Annotated in this window: 24 protein-coding genes and 1 pseudogene; 12 read left to right on the forward strand and 13 right to left on the reverse strand. The window is 65.2% G+C overall.

Annotation, left to right across the window (positions count from 1 at the left end; translation table 11 throughout):
• Window positions 1–15 precede the first annotated feature (15 nt).
• The 7 genes from FG93_RS28065 to FG93_RS28095 all read right to left on the reverse strand — a co-directional run bounded on the left by FG93_RS28065 (window position 16) and on the right by FG93_RS28095 (window position 9,440).
• Window positions 16–951: an N-carbamoyl-D-amino-acid hydrolase gene (locus tag FG93_RS28065; RefSeq protein ID WP_043241367.1), complete on the reverse strand. Its 936-nt coding sequence runs from the start codon at window positions 949–951 to the stop codon at window positions 16–18.
• 170 nt (window positions 952–1,121) lie between these two features.
• A complete protein-coding gene (locus FG93_RS28070; RefSeq protein WP_052514311.1) occupies window positions 1,122–1,985 on the reverse strand; it encodes an ABC transporter permease in 864 nt (287 codons plus the stop codon).
• 41 nt (window positions 1,986–2,026) lie between these two features.
• On the reverse strand, window positions 2,027–2,968 hold the full coding sequence (locus FG93_RS28075) for an ABC transporter permease (RefSeq protein ID WP_043241372.1): 942 nt from the start codon (window positions 2,966–2,968) through the stop codon (window positions 2,027–2,029).
• A gap of 28 nt (window positions 2,969–2,996) precedes the next feature.
• A complete protein-coding gene (locus FG93_RS28080; protein ID WP_043241374.1) occupies window positions 2,997–4,595 on the reverse strand; it encodes an ABC transporter substrate-binding protein in 1,599 nt (532 codons plus the stop codon).
• A gap of 496 nt (window positions 4,596–5,091) precedes the next feature.
• Window positions 5,092–6,504: an amidase gene (locus FG93_RS28085; protein WP_043241655.1), complete on the reverse strand. Its 1,413-nt coding sequence runs from the start codon at window positions 6,502–6,504 to the stop codon at window positions 5,092–5,094.
• A gap of 69 nt (window positions 6,505–6,573) precedes the next feature.
• Window positions 6,574–7,803 (reverse strand): allantoate amidohydrolase, encoded by a 1,230-nt coding sequence (locus tag FG93_RS28090; RefSeq protein ID WP_043241376.1) that lies wholly within the window; start codon window positions 7,801–7,803, stop codon window positions 6,574–6,576.
• 173 nt (window positions 7,804–7,976) lie between these two features.
• Window positions 7,977–9,440 carry an amidase gene (locus FG93_RS28095; RefSeq protein ID WP_043241657.1) on the reverse strand — a complete coding sequence of 488 codons (1,464 nt, stop codon included), beginning with the start codon at window positions 9,438–9,440 and terminating at the stop codon, window positions 7,977–7,979.
• 197 nt (window positions 9,441–9,637) lie between these two features.
• Between FG93_RS28095 and FG93_RS28100 the strand changes: the two genes are divergently transcribed.
• From FG93_RS28100 to mbfA, 5 genes are all read left to right on the forward strand, one after another.
• A complete protein-coding gene (locus FG93_RS28100) occupies window positions 9,638–11,044 on the forward strand; it encodes an MATE family efflux transporter (protein WP_043241379.1) in 1,407 nt (468 codons plus the stop codon).
• A 315-nt stretch (window positions 11,045–11,359) separates the two neighbouring features.
• Window positions 11,360–12,133: a L,D-transpeptidase gene (locus tag FG93_RS28105; RefSeq protein ID WP_081881956.1), complete on the forward strand. Its 774-nt coding sequence runs from the start codon at window positions 11,360–11,362 to the stop codon at window positions 12,131–12,133.
• A gap of 191 nt (window positions 12,134–12,324) precedes the next feature.
• Window positions 12,325–13,629: a UDP-glucose/GDP-mannose dehydrogenase family protein gene (locus FG93_RS28110; protein WP_043241382.1), complete on the forward strand. Its 1,305-nt coding sequence runs from the start codon at window positions 12,325–12,327 to the stop codon at window positions 13,627–13,629.
• A gap of 88 nt (window positions 13,630–13,717) precedes the next feature.
• Window positions 13,718–14,521 carry a DUF2076 domain-containing protein gene (locus FG93_RS28115; RefSeq protein ID WP_052514297.1) on the forward strand — a complete coding sequence of 268 codons (804 nt, stop codon included), beginning with the start codon at window positions 13,718–13,720 and terminating at the stop codon, window positions 14,519–14,521.
• Between the two features lie 121 nt (window positions 14,522–14,642).
• Window positions 14,643–15,599 carry an iron exporter MbfA gene (gene mbfA / locus FG93_RS28120; protein ID WP_043241384.1) on the forward strand — a complete coding sequence of 319 codons (957 nt, stop codon included), beginning with the start codon at window positions 14,643–14,645 and terminating at the stop codon, window positions 15,597–15,599.
• Between the two features lie 24 nt (window positions 15,600–15,623).
• On the opposite strand, the gene FG93_RS28125 is transcribed toward mbfA, so the two are convergent.
• Window positions 15,624–16,433, reverse strand: a complete 810-nt coding sequence (locus tag FG93_RS28125) for a L,D-transpeptidase (RefSeq protein WP_043241387.1) — start codon at window positions 16,431–16,433, stop codon at window positions 15,624–15,626.
• 215 nt (window positions 16,434–16,648) lie between these two features.
• Entirely contained in the window at window positions 16,649–18,082 is a 1,434-nt protein-coding gene (locus tag FG93_RS28130) for a lipopolysaccharide biosynthesis protein (protein ID WP_052514298.1), read from the reverse strand.
• A gap of 149 nt (window positions 18,083–18,231) precedes the next feature.
• Here FG93_RS28130 and FG93_RS28135 point away from each other — a divergent pair, with 149 nt between their 5' ends.
• The 4 genes and pseudogenes from FG93_RS28135 (at window position 18,232) to FG93_RS34095 (ending at window position 20,692) form a co-directional block, all read left to right on the forward strand.
• Window positions 18,232–18,996 (forward strand): sulfite exporter TauE/SafE family protein, encoded by a 765-nt coding sequence (locus FG93_RS28135; protein WP_052514299.1) that lies wholly within the window; start codon window positions 18,232–18,234, stop codon window positions 18,994–18,996.
• A 65-nt stretch (window positions 18,997–19,061) separates the two neighbouring features.
• The gene (locus FG93_RS28140) at window positions 19,062–19,565 is read left to right on the forward strand and encodes a GNAT family N-acetyltransferase (RefSeq protein WP_043241390.1); all 504 of its coding nucleotides are present in this window, start codon (window positions 19,062–19,064) and stop codon (window positions 19,563–19,565) included.
• Window positions 19,562–20,404, forward strand: a complete 843-nt coding sequence (locus FG93_RS28145; protein WP_043241393.1) for a DMT family transporter — start codon at window positions 19,562–19,564, stop codon at window positions 20,402–20,404. Before FG93_RS28140 ends, FG93_RS28145 begins: the two co-directional genes overlap by 4 nt.
• 30 nt (window positions 20,405–20,434) lie before the next feature.
• Window positions 20,435–20,692: pseudogene (locus FG93_RS34095) on the forward strand (DUF930 domain-containing protein).
• A 36-nt stretch (window positions 20,693–20,728) separates the two neighbouring features.
• Here the strand turns inward: FG93_RS34095 and FG93_RS28155 are convergent.
• Together FG93_RS28155 and FG93_RS28160 are read right to left on the reverse strand one after the other, a co-directional pair.
• A complete protein-coding gene (locus tag FG93_RS28155) occupies window positions 20,729–21,109 on the reverse strand; it encodes a VOC family protein (protein WP_043241396.1) in 381 nt (126 codons plus the stop codon).
• A 23-nt stretch (window positions 21,110–21,132) separates the two neighbouring features.
• Window positions 21,133–21,651 carry a hypothetical protein gene (locus FG93_RS28160; RefSeq protein WP_043241399.1) on the reverse strand — a complete coding sequence of 173 codons (519 nt, stop codon included), beginning with the start codon at window positions 21,649–21,651 and terminating at the stop codon, window positions 21,133–21,135.
• A gap of 82 nt (window positions 21,652–21,733) precedes the next feature.
• Between FG93_RS28160 and FG93_RS28165 the strand changes: the two genes are divergently transcribed.
• On the forward strand, window positions 21,734–22,546 hold the full coding sequence (locus FG93_RS28165) for an AraC family transcriptional regulator (RefSeq protein ID WP_043241402.1): 813 nt from the start codon (window positions 21,734–21,736) through the stop codon (window positions 22,544–22,546).
• A 119-nt stretch (window positions 22,547–22,665) separates the two neighbouring features.
• Here the strand turns inward: FG93_RS28165 and FG93_RS28170 are convergent, their stop codons facing one another.
• Entirely contained in the window at window positions 22,666–23,151 is a 486-nt protein-coding gene (locus FG93_RS28170; protein WP_043241404.1) for a PaaI family thioesterase, read from the reverse strand.
• Window positions 23,152–23,231: 80 nt separating this feature from the next.
• Window positions 23,232–23,618, reverse strand: coding sequence for a MarR family winged helix-turn-helix transcriptional regulator (locus FG93_RS28175; protein WP_052514300.1), 387 nt, complete (start codon window positions 23,616–23,618; stop codon window positions 23,232–23,234).
• A 329-nt stretch (window positions 23,619–23,947) separates the two neighbouring features.
• On the opposite strand from FG93_RS28175, the gene groES reads away from it, so the two are divergent.
• Window positions 23,948–24,235 (forward strand): co-chaperone GroES, encoded by a 288-nt coding sequence (groES, locus tag FG93_RS28180; protein WP_043241407.1) that lies wholly within the window; start codon window positions 23,948–23,950, stop codon window positions 24,233–24,235.
• A gap of 46 nt (window positions 24,236–24,281) precedes the next feature.
• The gene (gene groL, locus FG93_RS28185) at window positions 24,282–25,919 is read left to right on the forward strand and encodes a chaperonin GroEL (protein ID WP_043241410.1); all 1,638 of its coding nucleotides are present in this window, start codon (window positions 24,282–24,284) and stop codon (window positions 25,917–25,919) included.
• Window positions 25,920–26,073 lie beyond the last annotated feature (154 nt).

Below are 26,073 nucleotides of genomic sequence, written 5' to 3' on the forward strand. Positions count from 1 at the left end.
CCTTTGACGGCAAACTCAGAGCGGTGAGATAGCGCCCTTGCGCTCCACGATCATCCGGTATTGCTCCGGCTCACGGTGGCGGGCGAAATTGAATGTGGATGCCTTGTAGCTCTTGCCGAGATCCAGGTCACAGCGGGCGACGACAAGTTCGTCCCCCTCGGTGACGGCCTGGGCCACGACCTCGCCGGTCGGCGCAATGATGCAGGATCCGCCGATCTGATCGACGCCGGCCTCGAGCCCCGCCTTGGCCACGCCGACAACCCAGGTGGCGTTCTGGTAGGCACCCGCCTGCATGACGAGCTGATTGTGGAAATTGCCGAGGCGGTCGTGGTCGGGCGCCGGTGGGTTATGCTTCGGCGTGTTGTAGCCCAGCACGATCAGCTCGACATCCTGGAGACCCATGCTGCGATAGCTCTCGGGCCAGCGCCGATCGTTGCAGATCATCATGCCGATGTTGGCGTCCATCGTTCGCCAGACAGGCCAGCCGAGATTGCCGGTCTCGAAATAGCGCTTCTCCAGATTCTGGAAGGCAGCGCCCGGCCGGTGCTCGGGATGCCCTGGCAGGTGGATCTTGCGGTATTTGCCGACGATCGAACCGCTCCTGTCGACCAGCACCGCAGTGTTGAAGCGGTGCTTGCGCCCGTCCTCGAAGGCGAGTTCGGGATAGCCGAGATGGAAACCGATGCCGAGACGGGCTGCCTCCTCGAACAGTGGCGCCGTCTCGTTCGAAGGCATCGCACTCTCGAAATAGAAATCGATCTCGTCCTCGTCATCCATCCACCAATGCGGAAAGAAGGCTGTCAGGGCAGCTTCCGGATAGACGACGAGATCGCAGCCATGGCCCTTGGCCTGGCGCATCAAGGCGATCATGCGGGCGACGGCCGAAGCGCGGCTTTCATCCCGATGGATGGGGCCGAGCTGGGCTGCGGCCACCGTCAGAATTCGACTCACCTTGTTTCCTCCTCAGCGCTCCCACCAGCATCGCGATCATGCGAGGCAGGCGAAAGCCGGTCAGGCCGCATGGACGCCATCGGATTTCCGCAGACCGCGCCCGAAATCCTGGGGCGCGAGGCCAGCGGGTACGGCGCCAGAGCCAGCCGGCATGGTGGACGCGGTTCCCCTCAGAGGCTCTTCGCCAGGCGGGGATCGAGCGAGTCGCGCAGGCCGTCACCGAGCAGGTTCACGGCAAGCACCGTGATCGACAGGAAGACCGCCGGGAACAGCACGATATGCGGCCGCACCTGCCAGAGCGCCCTGCCCTCGGCCATGATATTGCCCCAGGACGGGGTTGCCGGCGGAATGCCGGCCCCGATGAAGGAGAGGATCGCCTCGACGATCATCGCGCTGGCGCAGATATAGGTCGCCTGCACGGTCATCGGCGCGATGGTGTTCGGCAGGATGTGGCGCATGATGATGCGCGGCGCCCGCGCACCGGCGGCCACGGCCGCCTCGACATAGGGTTGTTCGCGCAGGCTCAGCACCACGCCGCGCACGAGGCGGGCGACGCGCGGAATTTCGGCAATGGTGATGGCGATGATGACGTTCTGGACAGAGCCGCGCGTCAGCGCCATCAGCGCGATCGCCAGCAGGATCGGCGGGATCGACATCATGCCGTCAATGCCGCGCATGACGATGCCGTCAGCACGGCGCACGAAGCCTGCGAAGAGGCCGATTGCCAACCCGACCAGGGACGACAGGATAGCAACGGTGAAGCCGACGATGAGCGAGACCCGCGCGCCGTAGATGACGCGGGAATAGATGTCGCGCCCGAGCATGTCGGTGCCGAACCAGTACTGCTCCGACGGCATCCTGGTGCGCCGGGCCGGCGAGATCGCGGTCGGATCGACGGTCCAGAGCAGCGGCGCAAGGATTCCGATCAGGACCATGAGCAGCAGCAGGCCGCCGCCGATCGCAACCGAAGGGTGCCGGCGCATGAAGCGCAGCAGGTTTCTCATGGTCGACTTCTCTGGCGCGACCCCGGCCAGAGCGGGAGCCGCGACCGCGGCAGGGCTCTCGGAGCGCGTCGTCAATAGCGTATCCTCGGATCGAGAAGCGTGTAGACCAGATCGATGATGAGGTTCACCAGCACGTAGACGAAGCTGAACATCAGGACGACGCCCTGGATGACGGGATAGTCCCGCCGCAGGATGGCATCGACCGTCAACCGGCCCAGCCCGGGAATGGCGAAGACGCTCTCGGTCACCACGGCACCGCCGATCAGCAGGGCGATGCCGATGCCGATGATCGTCACGATCGGGATCGCGGCATTCTTCAGCGCATGCAGGAACAAGACGTTGCGCTGGCCGAGCCCCTTGGAACGTGCGGTGCGGATGTAGTCCTGCTGCAGCACCTCGAGCATCGTCGCGCGCGTGATGCGGGCGATCAGCGCGATATAGACGAGGCCGAGGGTGACCGCGGGCAGGATGAGGTTCCTGAGCCAGGGCCACAGCCCTTCCGAGAGCGGCGTGTAACCCTGGACAGGGAGCCAGTCGAGCTTCAGCGCAAACACATAGGCCAGGAGATAGCCGACGACGAAGACGGGGATGGAAAAGCCGAGGACGGCGAAGGCCATCGCGAACTTATCGACCCAGGTGCCCGCCTTCCAGGCCGCGATCACGCCCATCGGCACGGCAACGACGACGGCAAAGATCAGCGTCAGCACCATCAGCGAGACGGTCGGCTCGATGCGCTGGGAGATGAGCTGCGTCACCGGCAGCGAGGTGAAGATCGAGGTGCCGAGGTCACCCTGCAGCACCTTGAACAGCCATTCGCCAAAACGGATCAGGTAGGGCCGGTCGAGCCCCAGGCTCAGCCGGATCTTCTCGACATCGGCGGGCGTCGCCTGATCGCCGGCGATGACGGCCGCCGGATCCCCAGGCGCTATGTAGAGGAGAGAAAAGACGAACAGCGCCACGAAGGCCATCACCGGGATGGTCGTGATGATGCGTCTGACGATGAAAGCCAACATCGCGGCGCTGTATCCCTTTCGTTACAAATCAGGCCTTGGAGACGCCCCAGAAGAACGGCAACGGCCCACTGACGACGCCCGAGACGTTCTTCCGCCAGGCCTGGTAGCCGAGATAGAAGCCGGTCGGCGCGTAGACGACGTTCTGGACCGCCGCCTGGTTGAGCCGCCCCATGGCCGCCTTCTCCTCGGCGAGATCCTTGGCGTTGAACCAGTTCGTCACCTCGGTCTCAACGGCAGGCACGTCCGGCCAGCCAAACCAGGCCTTGTCGCCATTCGCGCGGATCGCCGTGTACGAGGCCGGATTGATGCAGTCGGCGCCGGCATGCCAGGTGTGGAACATGCTCCAGCCGCCCTGGCCCGGTCCAGTCTTCTGGGCGCGCCGGGAACCGACCGTGCCCCAGTCCGTGGCGACGAAGTCGACATTCATGCCGATGCGCTTGAGCAGATCGGCCGTGACGTCGCCCATCGCCTTGGTGGCGGACATGTCCTGCGCCACGACGCAGACCACCGGCTCGCCCTTGTAGCCGGACTCAGCCAGCAGCTTCTTGGCGGCCTCGATGTTGCGCATCTTGAGTATTTCGCCGCCCTGCTCGGTGTAGAGCGGGGTGCCCGGCGTGAAGAACCCGGGAAGCGGCTTCCAGAGCTTGTCGTCCTCGCCGACAAGCGCGCGCATGTAGTCTTCCTGGTTCAGCGCGGTCAGCACGGCCTGGCGCACCTTCAGATTGTTGAAGGGCGGGTGCAGGTGGTTCATGCGGAAGGACCCGATATTGCCGAGCGGGTCGCCGATATCGACATTGATATTCTTGTTGGCCTTGAGCACCGGCACGAGATCGGCGAGCGGCGTCTCCCACCAGTCGATCTCGCCATTCTGCAGCGCTGCGGCAGCCGTCGCCGGGTCAGGCATTATCACCCACTCGATGCGATCGACCAGCATCTTCTTGCCGCCGGCGAGCCAGTTCGCCTGCTCGGAGCGCGGCACATAATCGGCGAACCTCTCGAAGACCGCCTTGGCGCCCGGCACCCACTCATTGCGCAGGAACTTCATCGGCCCGGAGCCAACGTATTCGGTGATCTGCTGGAACGGATCGGTCTTGGCGATACGCTCCGGCATGATGAAGGAGCAGGGCGCGTTGTTCTTCGCCAGCGCCAGCAGCATCTTCGGGAAGGGCTGCTTCAGCGACCATTTCCAGCTCCGGTCGTCGACGGCAACCAGTTCGTTCTGGATGGCGCGGAGCATCAGGCCCATCGGGTCGCGCGCCGACCAGCGCACGAGGCTCTGCACCACGTCCTTGGCAAGCACCGGCTCGCCGTCGTGGAACTTGAGGCCAGGGCGGAGCTTGAAGGTCCACGTCAGGCCATCGGAGGAGACTTCCTCGCTTTCGACCATCTGGCGCTGCGGCTGGAACTTGTCGTCGATGCCGTAGAGCGTATCCCAGACCAGCGCTGCGGCATTGCGGACGACATATTGCGTGCCCCAGATGGGGTCGAAATTCGCAAGATTGGCCTGCGGCACGAAGCGCAGGGTCTTGGCCGCCGCCCCTTGCGACAAAGCCGGCATGGCAAGTCCGCCGGTGGCAGCCAGAGCGCCGGCACCAGTGGCAGATTTCAAGAATGTCCTGCGATCCATGACTCTCTCCCCTGAAACGGCGACCTCTGACGGGCGACCTTGAGGAGAGTGTGGGCGAGAAAAATCACCCTGACAACACGCCGCAACGGTCGAAATCCGCTGGGGTCAGGCTTGCAGACTCCGTGCCAAACGGAACCGGCTGGGTGCCAACGCCATGGGCTCGCGCCAATCGAGCACAAATCCGCAGAAAATTGCGCAACATCAGCTAAATCGATTTGATCGGCGTCTTTGATGGCCGCCGAAAATGCGGCGCTCGCTGCTCCGCCTCACCGGAATACACGGCGCTGCGGCTCGAACGGTGCCGCTCGCGGATGCGCATGTCGATATCAACAACGAGGCCATGCAGATCGAGAAGCTGACCGAACCTAGATCATCGGACCGGATATCGCATCCGGTCCGATGATCTAGGCTTTTTGTGTTTGCATCGGCTTTTCCGAAAACCGCAATCCACTTTTCGGGCCGATGCTTTAGGTCCTGATCAGCCGGGTTTCGCGCTTCAGGCCGATCTGACGGGCACGTCGACACGGGCGAAGGGTTGCAATGCTTCAAATGCCGCCGCCGCGCGCAAGACGAGCACATCCCTCCCGAATGGCCCGACGATCTGCAGCCCGGCCGGCAAACCGGCCGATGTCAGGCCGCAGGGCACGGAAATGGCCGGCGCCTGGGTGATGTTGAAGGGGTAGGTAAACGGCGTCCAGCGCGTCCAGTCGTCGCCATATCCGCCGTGACCAGGGGCATTTCGCCCGACCTCGAAGGCCGGCAGCGGCAAAGTCGGCGTCAGCAGCAGATCAAAGCGCTCGTGGAACTGCGCCATATGATGCGCAAGGGCGTTACGCTGGTTGAGCAGGGCGTCGACATAGGCCGAGCCCGGAACCTGCTCGCCAGCCTCCGCGACGGCAACGAGACCGGGGTCCATTTGCGCGCGCTTCTCCGGCCCCGCTCCCCGCAGGGCCAGCGCGGCCCCCGCCGACCAGAGCGTCATCAACGTCTCAAGCGGATCGTCGAAACCGGGATCGACCTCCTCGACCGTTGCGCCCAGTTCACGGAATGCAAGCGCGGCAGCCGCGGCGAGCGCTGCGATCTCTGGATCCACCAGATGATGGCCGCCAAGGCTGGGCGACCACGCGATGCGCAGCCCCTTCACGCCGCCGGCAAGGCCGGCAACGTAATCCGGCGGGGGCTCAGTCATCGCCGTCATATCCCGGTTATCGGGCCGGCCGATCGCATTCATGGCGAGCGCCGTATCCGCGACTGTGCGGGTCAGCGGACCGAGATGGGCGAGGAAACCCATGGTCGAAACGGGATAGGCGGGCACGCGCCCGTAGGTTGGCTTCAAGCCGACCACACCGGTGAATGCCGCCGGGATTCGGACCGATCCAGCGCCATCCGTCCCGATATGGATGCAGCCGAGATTGAGCGCAGCGCAGGAGGCCGCGCCGGAGGAGGAGCCGCCCGGCCCGGTTCGGATATCCCAAGGATTGCGCGTGATGCCCGAGAACGGTGAGTCGCCGACACCCTTCCAGCCATATTCCGGCATCGTCGTCTTGCCGAGAAACACGGTCCCCGCCTCACGCAGCCGCGCCGTTGCCGGAGCGTCCTCCGGCCAGGGCGCGTTGGAGGCCAGCGCGGAGCCGCGGCGCATCGGCCATCCCTTCACGCCGATATTGTCCTTGATCGTCACCGGCACGCCGTCGAGCGGACCAAACGGAGCGCCCTTGAGCCAGCGCGACTGCGAGGCCTCCGCCATGGCGAGCGTGACCTCGGCATCGCGCACGACAAAGGCGTTGATGTCAGGCTCGAAACGCTCGATGCGGTCGAGTGCGTCCTTGGCGACCTCGACCGGCGAGAGGCTGCGCCCGGCGTAGAGCTTGCTCAACGCGACGGCAGACAGGGAGGCGATTGCGGTCATCGGCATCTCTCGTGGAAGGAAGAACCAGGGCTGTCAGCAGATGTCTCACGCAGTTCGTGCCGCGATTGATCAGTTATTCGCGACGCGCCAGGCGGCACTGAGCAGGACATTGGCGCCGGCGATCATGTCCTCGTCGGAGCTGAACTCCGCCGGATTATGCGAGAGGCCGCCGATCGAGGGGATGAAGATCATCGCCGTCGGGCAGATGCGCGACATCATCTGGGCGTCGTGTCCCGCGCCCGAGATCATCCTGCGAATCGGCAGGCCGAGTTCGGCTGCGCTCATCTCCACGCCGTAGATCAGCTCCGATGCGAATTCGACCGCCGGAAAGCGGGCAAGATCGCGGAAGCTGATCTGGATGCCGTCCCGCTCGGAAAGCTCCGCGCAGAACGTCCGGACGGCGGCCTCCGCCTCGGCCAGAAGCGCGTCCTTGGGATTGCGCAGGTCGAGCGACATGACCACGCTTTCCGGCACCACATTGACGTTGCCTGGCTCGACGCGGATGACGCCGGAATTGGCAAGCTGGCCTGGAATCTTACCCGTCAGTTCATTGGCGAAGAGGTTGATGCGCGCAGCCGCCAGCCCGGGATCCCTGCGATAGGCCATCGGCGTCGTGCCGGCATGGCTTGGCCGGCCTTTCAAGGTCAGCTCGAGCCAGGTGATGGCCTGGATGCCGGTGACAGCGCCGAGGCCGCCGCCCTCACCTTCGAGCACCGGCCCCTGCTCGATATGGAGCTCGAGATAGGAATGCGCCGTGAGGAAGCCGGGCCGTTCCGGCCCGTGATAACCGATCCGCTTCAATTCGGTGCCGAGCACCGCCCCATCGGCATCCTTCGCGGCATGGGCCGCGTCCACGCTCATGCCGCCAGCCCAGACATAGGAGCCGAGCATGTCGGGATGGAAGCGCGCGCCCTCTTCATTGGTGAAGGCGATCACCGCCATGTCACGCTTCGGCTGCAGTCCCGCATCGCGCAGCGCCGCCAACACCTCGAGGCCGGCGATGACGCCGAGCGCGCCATCGAAACGCCCGCCGGTTCCGACCGTGTCGATATGGGAGCCGAGGATGACGGCAGGTCCCTCCTCCCGCCCCTTCAGGATGCCGACGACGTTGCCGATCGCGTCGATCTTCACCTCGAGCCCGAGCGCCTGCATCTGCAAAACGAGCCAGTCACGCCCCTGCTTGTCCTCGTCGGAGAGGGCCAGCCGCCGGCAACCGCCTTCCGGCGTTGCGCCGATCCTCGACAAGGCTTCGAGCCTCGAGACCAATCTTGGTCCGTCGATCCGCAGGTTCGAGCTCATTCGCCAACTCTCCCAAAAGGCCGGCCGCAGGCCGCTAGATCACGCCGCGTTTGCACGAAATCGTCCAAACGCGGCGTGATCGACTCTCAATAGTTTAGAGCATGCTTAATGCGAAAAACCGTTGCCACTTCGCAGCGTGCTCTAACGCATAAAGCATGAACGATGCCGGCCGCTCAGCCGGCGAGCAAGGCCGGCTTGCGCTTCTCGACCCAACCGGTCGCGTCCTCATAGGCCTGCGCGGTTTCGAGCAGCAGACGCTCCGCGTGGTTGGGGCCCCAGAGTTGCATGCCCATGGGCAAACCCGCCGCGTTGAATCCGACCGGGACACTGATCGCCGGACAGCCCGACATCGTCACCGGGATCACCACCTCCATCCAGCGATGATAGGTGTCCATCGCGCGGCCTGCGATCTCGCGCGGCCAATGCGTCTCGACGGCAAAGGGGAAGACCTGGGCACTGGGCAGGACAAGCACGTCATAGCGTTCGAACAGGCCGCGCACATGCTGATACCAGGACGAGCGCAGATTGGAGGCCTTCATCACGTCGAAAGCCGAGAGCTTGAGGCCTTGCTCCACCTCGTGACGCGCTTCGGGCTTGAGAAGGTCGCGCCGCGCCGGGTCCGCATGGATGGGCGCCAGGCTCGCACCGACCTGCCAGGCCCGGAGTCTCGTCCAGGACTGCCAGACGGCCTCGGGATCAAAACCGAGGCTCGCCTCCTCGACCCGCGCACCCATCTCCTCGAAGGCCTTCAAGGCCTCGCGGCAAAGCGACAGGACGCCATCCTCCATCGGCAGATGCCCACCGAGATCGCCGAGCCAGCCGATGCGGAGCCCGGCAATGTCGCGCTTGAGATTGCCGAGGAACGCGGCCGGCTCCTCGCGGATGGAGAGCGGAACGCGCGGATCGTAGCCGGATTGCACGGCGAGCAACGCGGCAAGATCGCGGGTCGTGCGCGCCATCGGGCCGGCGACGCCCATTTGCGGAATGAAGACCTCGTCGCCACTCGAGGGCACGCGGCCATAGCCCGGCCGCATGCCGAGCACGTTGTTGAAGGCAGCGGGATTGCGCAGCGAGCCGGCATGGTCGCTGCCGTCGGCCACCGGCAGCATGCGCATCGCCAGTGCAACGGCAGCGCCGCCGCTCGAGCCACCCGCGGTCTTCGACTGGTCATAGGCGTTGCGCGTCGCCCCGAAGACCGGATTGAAGGTTTGCGAACCCAACCCGAATTCCGGCGTATTGCTCTTGCCGACGATGATGGCGCCGGCTGCCTTCATGCGCTCGACGAAAATGGCATCGCTTTGCGCGATCTCGTCCTTGAAGAGCGGCGAGCCTTGCGTCGTCGCGAATCCCTTGGCCGCGGCGAGGTCCTTGATGGCCTGCGGAAAGCCGTGCATCCAGCCCCGCGACCGGCCTGCCGCCAGTTCGCCATCCAGCCCCTCGGCTTCCTCTAGCAGATCGGAACGGTCGCGCAGCGCCACCAGGGCGTTGACCCTCGGGTTATGCCGCGCGATCTGATCGAGATAAGCGCCCATCACCTCGGTGCAGGAGAGTTTGCGCGCGTGGATCGCATGCGACAGCGCAACTGCATCCAGGCCGACGATGTCGCCGGCCACGGCAGGGTTTCTCAAATCTGACATCCTTGACGGTTCCTCTGTCTTCTTCTTGCCGGAGATGATGGCTGCCATGGTCGCACGCCGGTAGCGCCGTTTGCGCAGAGGCCGGATCGCGAAAACGCGCAGCGGGCCGCTTCGACATGTTCCCGCGCCGAGCGCGGGCAGGCCCAGCGTGGCTGACGCTGTCCTGCACAGAAAATGGGCGCTAGAAGCGACGACCCATGACCGATCTGGCCCTCCCCATTGCACGCTCTCATCCCTGGCTCGCGGAAGTCAGGGCCATGCTCGCCCTGGGCTGGCCCATGGTGCTCACCAATGTGGCACAGACGGCGATGACGGCAACCGATGTGGTGATGATGGGGCATCTCGGCCCCGACTCGCTCGCGGCTGGAGCGCTCGGTGCCAATCTCTACACGGCAGTCCTGATCTTCGGCATCGGCGTCATGGCAGCGGTCGCGCCGATGATCTCGATCGAGCTCGGGCGCAACCGCCATGCCGTGCGCGACGTGCGCCGCACCGTGCGCCAGGGTCTCTGGGTGGCTGCGACCCTGGTCGGTCCGATGTGGCTGTTCCTGTGGCAGGGCGAGGCGATGCTGCGCGCCATGGGGCAGGACCCGGCGCTCGCCGCCGCCGCCGCGAGCTATGTCCACACCCTGCAATGGAGCCTGCTGCCGTTCTTCTGCTACCTCGTCCTGCGGGGCTTCGTCGCGGCATTGCAGCGGCCGTTCTGGGCTTTCGTGGTGGTCCTGTTCGCCGTCGCATTCAATGCCTTCGCCAATTGGTGCCTGATGTTCGGGCGGCTCGGCTTCCCGGCACTCGGACTGCCAGGCTCAGGGATCGCCACTGCGCTCTCCTCGACCCTGATGTTCCTTGGACTTGCCATTGTCGTTTCGGTCGACAGGCGTTTCCGGCGATTTCACCTCTTCGGGCGCTTCTGGGTGCCAGACTGGCCGAGATATCGCGCCTTCTGGCGGCTCGGCTTCCCGATCGGACTGACGCTGGCCTTCGAGGTCGTGATCTTCAACGGTGCCGCATTCCTGATGGGGCTGATCGGCTCGACCTCGCTGGCCGCGCATGCGATCGCCATTCAGATCGCGTCCCTGACCTTCATGGTGCCGATGGGCATCGGCCAGGCCGGCACCGTGCGCGTCGGTCGCGCCTATGGCGCCGGCGATCGCGACGGCATCACGCGTGCCGGCACCACCGCGATCGTGCTCGCAATCTCCTTCATGGCGCTGACCGCGCTCGTGATGTTGCTCGCTCCGCACCTGCTGGTCGCGCCATTTCTTGATGCCAGCAAACCGGGTTCGCAGGCTGTCGCCGAACTTGCGATGCGCTTCCTCCTGTTCGCCGCGATCTTCCAGATTGCCGACGGCGCGCAGGTGGTCGGCTCCTGCATCCTCAGGGGCCTGCGCGATACGCGCGTGCCGATGATCCTGGCCGGCCTCGGCTACTGGGGCATCGGGCTACCGCTTTCCGCGGCTCTCGGCTTCTGGACGCCGCTTGCCGGCAGTGGAATCTGGATCGGACTGGCGACTGGCCTTGCCGTGGTTGCGGTGCTGATGCTGTGGCGCTGGTCGCAGCGCGAAAGGCTCGGACTGGTCGCGCGCGCCGCCTCGCCAAGCTAGGTTGCACAGGCATTGCAGGGCGGACACAGCCAACCGCCCGCGCTTTCCCCAGTTTCGAGTAATTTGGGCGATTCGGTACGGTTATTGCCAAGAACCCGCCTGATCGACCGAAAAACCGGGTCATTTCTGGGCGTTTTCGAGCTGTTGCTGATTCAGCACAGGCCGCCGGAGACACAATTTCGCCGCATTGTGTTCACCCCACGGCCACGCCCTCCGCCTTGAAACCCTCTGGGCGAAGACGTGGAACACCGTGGAACTGCGCGATCGCTCGTCCGTTGCTAGTCCCGCAAGACCAAGAATACGCGAGCCAAACTCATGTCCTTCGACTCGATCGCCGGCGCACTCCGCCATCGCCTCTTCAAGCGCGTGATGGTGCTGTTGTTGCCGCTATCGCTGGCAGCCTGCGTCGGCGCGCGCCAACAAGCTCTCGAGGCTGCGAGACCTGCCGGACCGAGCGCGGCTGCACTCGCCATGTATGGCGAGATTCCCGACGAAAAGTTCCCTCTCCCTGAAACCGACATTTCCGAAGTCGATTCGCGCTTCCTGAGGCAGGAGGTCGCCTATCCGACCAGCGAACGGCCCGGCACGATCGTCGTCGACACCAACAAGCGCTATCTCTATCTGGTCCGCGAGAACGGCCGCGCCATCCGCTATGGCATCGGCGTCGGCAAGCAGGGCATGTCCTGGCGCGGTCGCGCAACCGTTGCCCGCAAGGCAGCCTGGCCGCGCTGGACTCCTACTCCTGCAATGATCGCACGTGATCCCGCCAAGAACGCCCGCTGGGCCGGCGGCATGGACGCGGGCCTCGAGAACCCGCTCGGTGCGCGCGCGCTCTATCTCTATCAGGGTGACCGCGACACGCTCTACCGGATCCACGGCACATCGGAGCCCTGGACCATCGGCAAGGCGGTTTCGAGCGGCTGCATCCGCATGTTCAACCAGGATATCATCGACCTGCACAGCCGCGTGCCGACCGGCACCACCGTCGTGGTCCTCAACCGCACCCCGTTGCTGAAGCCGGAGCCCGGCGAGAATTTCGACGAGTTCGTCTCTGAAGGTGTCGAGCCAGCCGAGCCGTTCGAAGGCTGATCGCCACCCTCCGTCATCACCCAGAGACTGGCGCGCATCACCGACCCACATGGTTCGGTGATGCGCGCCTCTTCATTTCCCAGCGCCACAATTTGATATAGGCGGAGCGGCGGCGGGGAGCCTTGCTCAAGCTGCCGCATGCGAGGCCGGATCAATCCCGCTCCGGCCCCCGCGAGAGAGGACGACACCTCATGCGCGTGACGATGATCGGTTCGGGCTATGTTGGCCTGGTCTCCGGCGCCTGCTTCGCCGATTTCGGCCATGTCGTGACCTGCGTCGACACCGACGCCGGCAAGATCGAGGCGCTCAACCGCGGCGAGATCCCGATCTTCGAGCCCGGCCTGGACGATCTCGTCGCCAAGAATGTGCGAGAAGGCCGCCTCTCCTTCACGACCGAGTTGGCCGGTGCCGTCCGCGGCGCCGACGCGGTCTTCATCGCGGTCGGTACGCCGGCCCGGCGCGGAGACGGCCATGCCGACCTTTCCTATGTCTACCAGGCCGCGCGCGATGTCGTGGCCGAGCTTGAGGGCTTCACCGTCGTCGTCACCAAGTCGACCGTGCCGGTCGGCACCGGCGACGAAGTCGAGCGGATCATGCGGGAGAGCCGGCCGGACGCCGATTTCGCGGTGGTCTCGAACCCGGAATTCCTGCGCGAGGGCGCCGCGATCAGCGACTTCAAGCGTCCGGACCGGATCGTGATCGGCACCGACGACGCACGCGCTCGCACCGTGATGGAGGACATCTATCGGCCGCTCTATCTCAATGCCGCGCCCCTCCTCTTCACCTCGCGCCGCACCTCCGAGCTGATCAAATACGCCGCCAACGCCTATCTCGCGACCAAGATCACCTTCATCAACGAGATGGCCGACCTCTGCGAGGCGGTCGGCGCGAATGTCCAGGAGGTCGCGCGCGGCATCGGCCTCGACAATCGCATCGGCGCGAAGTTCCTGCATGCCGGCCCCGGCTATGGCGGCTCCTGCTTTCCGAAGGATACGCTGGCCTTGATGAAGACGGCGCAGGACCTGGCGGCTCCGCTGCGGATCGTCGAGACCGTCGTCGCCGTCAATGACCAGCGCAAGCGCGCCATGGCCCGCAAGGTGATCGCCGCCTGCGGTGGTTCGGTGCGTGGCAAACGGATCGCCATCCTTGGCCTCGCCTTCAAGCCGAACACCGACGACATGCGCGAAGCGCCATCGATCGCGATCATCACCGCGCTTCAGGATGCCGGGGCAGAGATCATTGCCTATGATCCCGAGAGCATGGATGCGGCCAGGCCCCTGCTGCCTGGAATCTCCTATGCGAGCGACGCCTATTCCTGCATCAGGGGCGCAGATGCGCTGGTGATCGTGACGGAATGGGATGCTTTTCGCGCGCTCGATCTGGCCGCGGTCAAGGCCGCCCTGCGCGAGCCCGTCGTTGTCGATCTGCGCAATATCTACCGCTCGGACGACATGCGCCGCCGTGGCTTCCAATACAGCAATGTCGGCAATGCCTGATCGACGCACTGCCTTGATAGCGTCACAAGCAGCCCCCACCTCTTGACGCGGCGGCGCACCCGCGCCGTCCAAACGAGAGGAGATGACGATGACGCCGCAAGAACGCGACGTGATCGCCGGGATTTTCGATCGCCTGAGACAGGCGGCCAACCAGCCCCGCGACCCCGAGGCTGAACGCTACATCGCCGAGCGCCTGCGCGAGCAGCCTTATGCGCCCTATGTCATGGCGCAGGCCGTCTATATTCAGGAACAGGCGCTGACCAACCTTCAGGCGCAGGTCGAGGAACTGCAGGCTCAAGTTCGTGACCTGCAGAGCCGACCCACCGAGGCTCCAGCGCAGGCGGGCGGCTTCCTGTCGGGCATCTTCGGCGGCGCATCTCGGCCCGCAGACGCCCCGGCGCGCAGCGGCTCCGTACCGGCCTTCCGGGCACGCCCTGAAGGGCAAGCGGCATCAGCCGCGTGGACCGGTCAGCAGCAACAGCCGGCCTCCGGTCAGGCTTTCGGCGGCCCACAAGGCCAGCAACAGCCGGGTCCCTGGGCAAACCAGCAGGCCCAGGCGCCCGGACGTGGCGGCGGCTTCATGGCCTCCGCGCTGACGACGGCGGCCGGCGTCGCCGGCGGCATGATGCTCGGCAACGTCCTGACCAACGCCTTTGGCGCCGGCAAGGGCGGCGAGGCAAAGGCCACGGAGACTGCGGATGCCAGCAAGGCAGCCGATGCAAGCAAACCGTCCGATACCGCTGAAAAGGATGCCGGCGCCGCCGACAACCAGCAGGCGGCCAATGATCAAGGCACTGCGGACCAGGCAACCTACGATCAGGCCAGCTACGACGAGCCCTATGATCCCGGCCAGGACGACGACCCCATCGATGATGGCGGCGACTGGGCCTGATCCCGGCTGCGTCCACCAGGACCAACGGCGGCTCGCCTCGCGGCGAGCCGTTTTGGTTTGGGGCCTTCCCATTGCAGCCTGCACCCCTTAGATTGGAATAATTCTAATCTAAGGGGTGATCATGAAACGCATCGACGATCTGGACGAGGCCGAGATCCTCGCGCTTGCGATCGCCAATGAGGAAGAGGATTCCCGGATCTACCTTTCCCTCGCCAATCGCCTTCGGCCGATCTACCCGCATTCCGCTGAGGTCTTCGAGGAGATGGCGGCGGAAGAGCAGAGTCATCGCCACAGCCTGCTTTCGCTCTACGAGGGCCGCTTCGGCAAGGAACTGCCCTACATCACGCGTCAGGACGTGAAAGGGTTCTTGAAGCGCAACCCGGTCTGGCTGATGGACGGGCTGCGGCTCGACACCGCGCGGACGCAAGCGGCGCTGATGGAAGAGGAAGCCTCGGGCTTCTACGCCCGAGCCGCCGAACGGGCGCATGACGTCGAGACACGCAAACTCCTGGCTGACCTTTCCGAGGCCGAGAAATCGCATCAGAGCCTGGCGCAGCGCCTCGGCGAAACCATCCTGACCTCGGATGCGACCGCCGAGGAAGACCAGACCCGACATCGCCTTCTCGTGCTGCAGATCGTTCAGCCAGGCCTTGCCGGATTGATCGATGGTTCGGTTTCGACGCTGGCGCCGATATTCGCTGCCGCCTTCGCGACGCATGATTCCTGGAACGCCTTCCAGGTCGGCCTCGCCGCATCGGTCGGCGCGGGGATCAGCATGGGCCTCACCGAAGCTCTGTCGGATGACGGCGCCATCACGGGACGCGGGCATCCCTGGGTCCGTGGCGCCGCCTGCGGTGTCGCGACGACGGTCGGCGGGCTCGGCCATACCCTGCCCTACCTCATCCCCGACTTCTGGACCGCCACGGCGATCGCCGGCATCATCGTGGCAATCGAGTTGATCGTGATCGCCTGGGTCCGCTGGCGCTATATGGAGACGCCGTTCACATCGGCGATCGTGCAGATCGTGCTCGGCGGCCTGCTGGTCCTTGCGACCGGCATTTTCATCGGCAGTTCCTGACGGCTGCGCAGGTGGCGCGCCGCCTCAGATCACCAGCACCTTTGCGCCGACCCGCACCCGCCCATACAGATCCATCACATCGTCATTGGTCATGCGGATGCAGCCCGAGGAGACGGCCTGACCGATCGTGTGCGGCTCGTTCGTGCCATGGATGCGATAGAGCGACGACCCGAGATAGAGCGCGCGCGCACCCATCGGATTCTCAGGCCCGCCGGACATGAAACGCGGCAGATCCGGGCGGCGTTTCAGCATCTCGGCCGGCGGCGTCCAACTCGGCCATTCCGCCTTGCGCGTCACGGCCTTCATGCCGGCCCATTCGAAGCCCGGCCGCCCAACGCCGATGCCATAGCGCAAGGCGCGCCCACCGGGCTGGACGAGAAAGAGAAATTTCCGCGGCGTATCGATGACGATGGTGCCTGGCTTGTGCGGGCCGTAATAGGCAACTTCCTGCTTCTGGAAACGTGGATCGAGCACGCGCTCGATCGGCCGCTCCATCTGCATGGGCTCGCCCAGCGCGGCCATGCGACGCCCCGGAGCACGCGGCTCGGACGCCCGCTCGAACGGATCGGCGCCGTAGCCCTGCGCGGGTACGACGCGCTGGCCATAGGCGGAGTAGCCGCCCGGCCGATTATAGACCGCCCCGCCCCGGCCCTGGGGCGTCGGGTCACGGCCGGTCATCAGCATCTCGATGAAGCCGCCACCGTAGTTGCCACGCGCGGTAGAACCGGTGACCAGGGGATCGGCGGGCCGCCCGTAGCTCTGCGCGGAGACGGAGCCGTTGGTGGCGCACAACCCGGACAGGATCGCGAGCGGAACGAACAGGACGGGACGCATGACGCAACTCTCTTCAGCAAGCTGTGAAGAGCCTGGGGAGCCGCTCTCAAAGGAATGGTGAATCGCTGCCGCATCGTCAGCGTTTCGGCGACCATTCGCGTGAATTCAGCGAATTAACCTTAGCAACCCGCCTAGAGAGACGGTGAACGAAGCGTTTCGGGTGAAGGCGAAGGGTTCTTCGGCCCGTGCCGGGCTATCGGGCAGACCTCGCCATGTCATCGGACCGCACGGCTTCGGCGCATGACCCACCACAGTGCAAGCCTGGTGCGGCTCCGCATCACGTCGCAACCCAGGATGACAGCCGCGTAGACAAGCACCCCCACGCCGACCTGGAGCGCGAGTTCGATTGGCGCCGTGAAACGGCCGGATAGCGGCCAGATTGCAGCAACCATCGACAGAACGGCGAGCAGCACGCAGGCGCAGTCTCGCAGCGGCGGCCAGACCGGCAGCGAACGGAGTGCCGCACTCGCAGTCACTCCGAGCGCGACGATGAAGGCACTCGCCTGCGCATAGGCGTAACGCTCCGGTCCCGCCGCTCCCCAGGGACCGAGCACCAGCAGCAGATTGCTGGCCAGGCCGAGGCCCGTTGCCACGGGCGCGATGCCAGTGCGTCTGCCGAGGAGAAAAACCGGGATGAAGGCGGACTGCGAGATCGTCAAAGCCATGAAGCCCGCGATCAGGATCGACATGTAGGCCGAGAAATGGCCGTGAAAGCTCGGCGGGACCAGAAGCCGTTCAAAGGCGGGCAGGACAAGCCAGAGCCCGGCGGCGACAGGAAGCGTCACCATCAGCACGACGACGACATTCTCGGCGATACGGCGCAGTGCCACCCGCCGCCCGCGCGTCTCGTCGAGGCGAATGACCTCTCGCAGGAGCACGATCTCCAGGGTCGAGGCGAGCGTGCCGAAGAGCTTCAGCCCCATATCCGAGGCCAGAGAGAAATAGCCGGCCTCGGCAAAGCCATGGGCGCCGGCGAGCAGGGAGCGGTTGATCAGCGGGATCAGCGAATAGATCGCATTGCTGCCGATCAGCGGCAGGGAATAGATGAAGAAGCTCCAGGCGACGGCCTTGTCGGCGGCCGAGAGCGTGAGCGGCGCATCGGCCAGCGCCCGCCGGACGAGAAGCAGCGCCACCACCACGCTGATCAGGCCGCCAAGCAGGACAATGGCGGGATCGTGCGTGATCCAGGCTCCGCCGACCATCAGGATCAGCGCCAGGACGTTCTTGACGATGATCAGTTTGGCGTAGGCGGCGTCGAGGAAGCGGGCGCGCGCGATCGCGCCGTGATAGTCGAACAACCCTGCCCCGATGCCGCCGAGCACGGCAGCCGCAAGCAGCATCGCCGGCAGGCGGAAATCGATGCCCGCCACGATCGCGGCGATCAGCAGGCCGGACAGGGCAATGCTGATGCCGGCAGCCAGGATATCCAGCGTCGCGCGAATCTCGGGCTGCTTCTCGCGCGCCGCCAATGAGTAGAAGCGGATCGCCGAGACCCTCAGCCAGTCGAGCAGCGCGGTGTTGACCAGCACGACGATGGCCGCGCCAATCGCGTAGAGTCCGAAAGCCGCGGGCCCGAGAAAATAGGCTATGAGCAGACCGAGAACGAAATTCAGCCCGGCATTGATGATGAAGGGCACGAGAACAGTCATATGATCCCGGTCATGGCGCCAGCACGAAGGTGCCGCGCGACTCACGCGGCGACCACATCATCGATACACAACTGCCCTAACCGCCCGCTCGTGCATTTCCAAGCCGAAGCGCGCCGAATCTCGGTCCATTCGCGTTCCGGATTCCGCTGATGCTGAGCGACCCGCTGTTCTATCTGGTGGGATTGGCGACCACGCTGCTGATCGCGATCGGCAAGGGGGCCTTTGGCGGCGGCCTGGCGATTCTCGGCATCCCCCTGCTCGCGCTCGTCACCGACCCGCTCTCGGCCGCGATTATGGTCGCCGTCCTGGTTGCGCTCATGGACCTGTTCGCCCTGCAGAGCTTTGGGCGCTCGACCTGGTCGAAGCCGGACCTGATCTGGCTCCTGCCCGGGCTCATCATTGGCATTGGCGTCGGCTATCTGGTCTTCCGCCTGGTCGATGCGCGGATCGTGACGCTGATCATCGGGCTGACGACGCTGGCCTTCACGGCACATTGGTTCGCAAGGGGGCGGCTTGCGGCACCAGGCGCGCGTCCGGTCCGTCCCGCGCTGGCCCTGGTCGCCGGCACCGCCGCCGGCTTCACCACCTTCGTCGCGCATGCCGGCGGCCCACCCGTCGCCCTGTATCTGCTCGCCCGCGGCCTGCCAAAGACCGTGCTGGTGGGCACCACGGTCGTCTTCTTCACCCTCGGAAACTGGCTGAAGCTGCCGCCCTATCTGGCCCTTGGCGTCGAGCGGCCGGACGCACTCTGGGCTGTGCTGGCGCTGACGCCAGCAGCGCCGATCGGCGTCTGGCTGGGGCGCATCGTCCATGAGCGGCTGGAGCAGAAGACGCTGTTCTTCTGGTGCTATCTCCTGCTCGGCGCGGCGGCATTGAAACTGACCGCCGATGCGGCATTTGCATTGCTGGGCTGAACGGCATGCGCGTAGCGGTGGCGCCTCCCCTTGCACCAAGCGCGATTGGCCTGCATCGCTGCGCCATGACCGCAAGCCTCCCGCCGCTTCGCGCCGCGCGCGACGATGATTCCGAACCGCTCGCCGCCCTGATCGCCGCGAGCTTCGCCGAATATCCCGATTGCCATTTCGACTGGTCGGAGTTTCCCGAGCTGCGGAGGCCCGCGAGCCATTTCGCGGCCAAGGGCGGCCGGCTCTGGATCGCAGACGCGCCTGATGGCGGGATCGCCGGGTCGCTCGGCATCTTTCCTGTTCCCGAACAGAATGCCGCCGAGCTTGCAAAGGTCTATGTTTCTCCCGCCTGGCGCGGCGCCGGGCTCGCGCAGGTGCTCTTTGCAGAGGCGCTCGGCTTCGCGGAAGCCGGCAACCATGCAGAGATGATCCTGTGGTCCGATGCGCGCTTCGCGCGCGGCCATCGCTTCTACGAGAAGCTCGGCTTCGTCCGCTGGCCGGGGCAGCGCTATCTCGGCGATATCTCCTTCAGCTGGGAGTACCATTTCCGCAAGCGCCTCACCGGCCAACCGGCATGACCGCAGGCACGGCGCTGCGAGCCGTCCTCGGCATCGCCCTGCTCACCGCAATGGACGCGGTGATCAAGGGGCAGATGCAGCATCATCCCTTCATCGTCGCCCTGTTCATGCGCTTTGCCGCGGGCGGCCTTTGCGCCCTCATCGTCCTTGCGGTGGTGCGCCCGAAGTTCCCGACCCGCAGCAGCCTTATCGGCAACGCCCTGCGCGTGCCGCTCGTGGTGCTCACCGCCGGCAGCTTTTTCTATTCGATCTCGGTACTGCCTCTGGCCGAGGCCCTGACCCTGTCTTTCCTCGCGCCGGTCTTCGTCGCCCTGCTCGGAGGATTTCTGCTCAAGGAACGGCTCGACGGGCGCATTTTCCAGGCCCTCGGCTTCGGTCTGCTCGGCATGCTCGTCATGGTCTGGCCCAGGTTGCAGGGCGGCGTCACCGGAGCGGAGCTCGGCGTCGCCGCAGCCCTGTTCTCGGCAGTGTCCTATGCCTTCAACCTGATCCTGCTGCGACGGATCGCGGTAAAGGAACATCCGGCGGTCATCGTCGCCTTCCAGAATTGCGGGCCGGCGCTCTGCCTCGCCATTCCCGCCTGGCTCGCCTTCGTACCCATGACCGGCCAGGACCTGCTGGCCTATCTCTCCGCCGGCCTGCTCGGCGTCGCCGGGCACCTCATGCTGACCTCCGCGTTTGCCCGCGCAGCGGCGTCGCGGCTGGCACCCATCGAGTACACGGCACTGGTCTGGGCGAGCCTGCTCGGTTTCGCCTTCTTCGGCGAGATTCCGCTCTGGACCACCTATGCGGGCGCAGTCTTGATCGTCGCCGGCGCCGTTGCGGTCAGCAGGCGCTAGCGCATCGAGCAATTGTGCAACCTCGAAGCGATGAGCCTGGTCCAGGCATGGAAAGCCGATCTCCAACCGGACAGGGTCGTCGCCTACGGGATGGCGGACACGAGGCTCGCGGCTGGAATGCTGCAGGCCGACGGCGCCGCCTTCCGCAGCAAGCGGCAATGGTAGAGGCTCAGGTTCAGATGCGAGCCCACGCCCGATCGCAGCAAGGTCGCCGGTTTCGAGTTTCTGGTCGCCGATGCGGTTCCCCGGAGCGAATGGGCCGCGCATAATCTTCCCACAACGCATTGAAGGAAGAGGCGGCGCCATTGCGGGCGCCGCGATCCTTCAGCCTTCCGGGCGGCCGCAATAAGCCTCGATCCTGTAACCGTCCGGGTCGATTGCGAAGGCCGCATAATAGTTCGGCCCGTAATCCGCCCGCAGCCCTGGCGCGCCGTTGTCCTTGCCACCCGCGTTCAGCGCAGCGGCATGAAAAGCATCCACGCTCGCCCGATTGGGGGCAGCGAAGCAGAAGTGCAGGTTCGAGCCCGGATCCGGCGGGACCGGGGTCTGGGCAGTCCCGATCCAGAAGGCGACCGCATCCCCGCCATAACCCAGCGAGCTGTCGTCATGGCTCAGGCAGCGATAGCCGAGAGCACCGAGCGACGCGTCGTAGAAGCGCTTTGTGCGGGCGATCTCCCGAACGCCGATCGAGACATGGTCAAGCATGGTGGATCTCCTCCGGGAGGGGGTCAGGCAGTGAGGCGCCGGGCGCGGAAATCGGCCTGGAGGCGCCAGGTCTTGGCTTCATCGCAGGTCTTGCCTTCATCGGATGAAAGCTCTCCGAGCCAACGGAACGCGTTCGGCGTGATCTCGGTAAAGCGCCAGCGGATCGCCGTGCCGTCCTCCAGCTTGCCATGCTGGACGATATCGGGCCCCTCGGCCCGACCGAGCTGACGCGTGTAGTACTGCTTGAGCGGGTCGCTCCAGAAGATATGCCAGGCATCGAGCGCGGGGTCATAGACCCTCAGCGTCGTGCCGTGGAAGAAGCCGGGCAGAACCCAGACATCCTGGATCGCGCGTCCGCCCAGAACCCAGCCGAAACAAATCTCGCCCTTGCCTTCGTGCCGACTACCGTCATCGGCGTGCATCACGGCATCCATCGTCCATGACCCAATGAGCCAGCCATAGAGGCCCATCCTGTCGGCCCGATCGGGCGCGGGCCCGTCGGCATGGAGCACTTCCTTCAAAGTGGTGACGGCCACTGCCATGTTCAGGCTCCAGTGCTGTGCAGAATGCCGTAAGCTAGGCTGTTCTCACCGCTTTGCGCTTGGGAAAAATTGCTGAATCGCGATGAAGGCGACCTCGCAACTTCTGGCATCCGGCCCGGGCTGGCGCGTGCGTGACATCGTCTGCACGGCGGGCCCTTCCGATCCTGCCTTCGAGGAACGGCATGAGCATTGCTGCATCGCTGTCGTTACGGCCGGCAGCTTTCAGTATCGCTCATCGCTCGGAACCGCGCTGCTCGCACCGGGCGCAATCCTGTTCGGTAATCGCGGCACGTGCTTCGAATGCGGCCATGAACACGCGATCGGCGATCGCTGCCTCGCCTTCCAGTTCGAGCCCGAACAGCTGGAGGACATCGTGGTCGGCGTGCCGGCGGCGCGGTGTTTCGAATTTACGCGGGCCTGTCTGCCGCCGTCGCTGGCATCGTTCCGGCTTGCTGCAGAAGCGGAGGCTGCGCGCCGCGATGCGATCAAGCTCGAGGAGATCGCGGTCCGGCTCGCTGGCGCTGTCGCGGCCCTGCAGAACGGCGAGCCCCCGGCGGCAGTCGCTCCCAGCGCCCAGGACACGCGCCGGATCACCAGAGCATTGCGGCTGATCGAAGCCGAAAGCGAGCAGCCGTTGACGCTCGCCGGCATCGCTCGCGAAGCGGCGATGAGCCGCTATCATTTTCTGCGAACATTCCGGACGCTGGTCGGCATGACGCCGCACCAGTACCTGCTGCGGACGCGGATGCACCGCGCCGCGACGATGCTTCGCCAGTCCGACCACACGATCGCGAACATCGCCTTCGAGGCAGGCTTCGGCGATCTCTCGACCTTCAACCGCCGCTTCCGGCAGGTGATGGGAGCCAGCCCGGGCGTTTACCGGGTCCAGCCCTGAAGCATCGGCTCGAAAAGTGGATTGCGTTTTTCGGGAAAGCCGATGCAAACACAGAAGATGAGCCGGCAGTGACAGGTCAGCGCATCCTGGCCACGAACCGCTGACAAGACGAAGCCGCCTCAGCGGCCTGCCGCGACCCCGACCGGGAAGATCATGCAGGTTTCGGTGCCATGCGCGAGCAGCTTGCCGCGCCCGTCGGTGAGCCTGCCTTCGGTCGTCGCGACCGTGCCGCCGCGATGGATCAGCTTGCCTTCGCAGCGAACGATGCCGCTTCCCGGCATCACCGGGCGGACATAGTTGATCTTCATCTCGAGCGTCGTGTAGCCCTCACCGGCCTTCAGCGTCGCGTGAGCGGCGCAGGCCATAGCTGAATCGAGGATCGTCGCGGTCCAGCCGCCATGGATCGTGCCAAGCGGATTGAAATAGCGCGCCGACGGCTTGCCGACGAAGACCACCCGCCCCTCCTCGACCTCCGCGAGATCGAAATCCATGGCCTCGGCGAAGGGCGCACCGGGATGGCGCCCCTCCATCATGCCACGCAGGAAGGACACGCCGTCTTCGGCCAGCAAGACCTCGCGTGAGACGACACCGATCGTTCGCGACATGAACAGCTCCGATTAACGTGCAGATACACGTTACCGAGAAGCCGCGCGCGGTCAAGTTCTGCTTCGGCCCGGAGAAAGCGTCAGGCCACGCCGCGAGCAACACGCCGCAAGGCCCGCAGGCCATCGCGGGTCTCGCTCCACTTTTCCCGGCCGAGCCCGCCCTCGATGCGCTCCTGCGCAGCCTGCCAATAAGGGATCGCGGCCTCGATCGCCGCGCGGCCCTTGTCGGTCACGGCATAGACCAGGGCCCTGCCCTTGCACTCCACAGGCTCGATCAGTGCTTCCGCAGCAAGCAATTGCAGGTTGCGGGTAAGCGAGGTGCGCTCGAGCGCAAACCGCTCGGCCAGCTCGGTCACGGATCGGAAGGCGCCGGTGCTGAGCGCCGAGAGCAGAACGAACTGCGTGATCTTCAGTCCGCTCGGCCGCATCGCCTCGTCATAAGCGCGGGTGACGGCGCGCGCAGTCATTCGAACGTGCAAAGCGACGCAGGAGCGGGCGATGTCGTCAAGCCGGGGGTCGGGCACGGGCTCGGTCATTCCGGCAGGATAGCGCGTCGCATGGGGTTTCGCAGCATCCCTCTTGCCATGCTCCTCTTGGCCGCTCTTGCCGCGCCGCAATTTCTGCCGCGCCGCAATTTCGATTCACTTTCCGCCGAGAAGCTTCCTTGACTCATCCCGGGGGCGAGCCTATCTCCGCCGCATCCGTTAGCACTCGATACCCGAGACTGCTAACGGATGCCGGTTGTGTTCCCACGCAGGCCGCGCGTTCCGTTTCTACCTTAGAGGAAGACAGAACCATGAAGTTCCGTCCGCTGCATGACCGCGTCGTGGTCCGTCGCCTTGATGGCGAAGAGAAGACCAAGGGTGGCATCATCATCCCCGAAACCGCCAAGGAAAAGCCCCAAGAGGGTGAAGTCGTCGCCGTCGGCGCTGGCGCCCGCGACGAAGCCGGCAAGCTCGTTGCCCTGGACGTCAAGAAGGGCGATCGCGTCCTCTTCGGCAAGTGGTCGGGCACCGAGGTCAAGATCGATGGCCAGGATCTCCTGATCATGAAGGAATCCGACATCATGGGCGTCGTCGGCTGAACGCCACGCGACCTCCAATTCCCGTTTTCATTAAGGAGTAGCTCGCATGGCTGCTAAAGACGTCAAGTTCTCCACCGACGCGCGCGACCGGATGCTGCGCGGCGTCGAAATCCTCAACAACGCCGTCAAGGTCACGCTCGGTCCCAAGGGCCGCAACGTTGTGATCGACAAGTCGTTCGGCGCTCCCCGCATCACCAAGGACGGCGTCACCGTCGCCAAGGAGATCGAGCTTTCCGACAAGTTCGAGAACATGGGCGCCCAGCTGGTGCGCGAAGTCGCCTCGAAGCAGAACGATGCCGCCGGTGACGGCACCACGACGGCCACCGTGCTCGCCGCCGCGATCATGCGCGAAGGCCTGAAGTCGGTTGCCGCCGGCATGAACCCGATGGACCTGAAGCGTGGTATCGACCTCGCGGTCGACGCCATCGTCACGGACCTGAAGAAGAACTCGAAGAAGGTCACCTCGAACGCGGAAGTCGCGCAGGTCGGCACCATCTCGGCCAACGGCGACGAGTCGGTCGGCAAGATGATCGCCACCGCGATGCAGAAGGTCGGCAACGAGGGTGTCATCACCGTCGAGGAGGCCAAGACCGCCGAGACCGAGCTCGATGTCGTCGAAGGCATGCAGTTCGACCGTGGCTATCTCTCGCCCTACTTCATCACCAATGCCGAGAAGATGGTCGCCGAGCTCGAGGATCCCTACATCCTCGTCTTCGAGAAGAAGCTGTCGTCGCTCCAGGCGATGCTGCCGATCCTCGAGGCCGTCGTTCAGACCGGCAAGCCGCTGCTGATCATCGCCGAGGACGTGGAAGGTGAGGCTCTCGCCACCCTCGTCGTCAACAAGCTCCGTGGCGGCCTGAAGGTCGCGGCCGTCAAGGCTCCGGGCTTCGGCGATCGCCGCAAGGCCATGCTCGAGGACATTTCGATCCTGACCGCCGGTCAGCTGATCTCGGAAGACCTCGGCATCAAGCTCGAGACCGTGACGCTCAACATGCTCGGCCGCGCCAAGAAGGTGCGTATCGAGAAGGAGAACACCACGATCATCGACGGCGCCGGCAAGAAGAAGGACATCGAGGGCCGCGTTGCGCAGATCAAGGCGCAGATCGAGGAGACCTCGTCTGACTACGATCGTGAGAAGCTCCAGGAGCGTCTCGCCAAGCTCGCTGGCGGCGTCGCGGTGATCCGCGTCGGCGGCGCGACCGAGGTCGAGGTCAAGGAGAAGAAGGACCGCGTCGACGATGCCCTGAACGCGACCCGCGCTGCGGTCGAAGAAGGCATCCTGCCGGGTGGCGGCGTGGCGCTCCTGCGCGCGCTCCAGACCGTCAAGTCGATCAAGACCCAGAACGACGACCAGAAGACCGGCGTCGAGATCGTCCGCAAGGCGATCATGGCCCCGGCCAAGCAGATCGTCGACAACGCTGGCGATGACGGCGCAGTCGTGGTCGGCAAGCTGCTCGAGTCGAAGGACTACGCTTACGGCTACAATGCCCAGACCGGCGAGTACGGCGATCTGGTCAAGGCCGGCATCATCGACCCGACCAAGGTCGTGCGCACGGCGATCCAGGACGCGGCTTCGGTCGCCGGCCTGCTGATCACCACCGAGGCGATGATCGCCGAGCTGCCCAAGAAGGACGCCATGCCGGCTATGCCGGGCGGCGGCGGCATGGGCGGCATGGACTTCTGATCGAAGTCTATCGCTTCTTGCGAATACGACGGAGGCCCGGCGCAAGCCGGGCCTTCTCTTTTGGGGCGGTAGGAGTCAAGCAAAGGCTCTCCTCGCGGGATGATAGAGCCCGCGGCTGATCGCGTTGGCTGATTGCCGACAAGCATCTGCAAAG

It is taken from the genome of Allobosea sp. LC85 (genome assembly GCF_000735605.1).
Classification (GTDB): Bacteria; Pseudomonadota; Alphaproteobacteria; order Rhizobiales; family Beijerinckiaceae; genus Allobosea.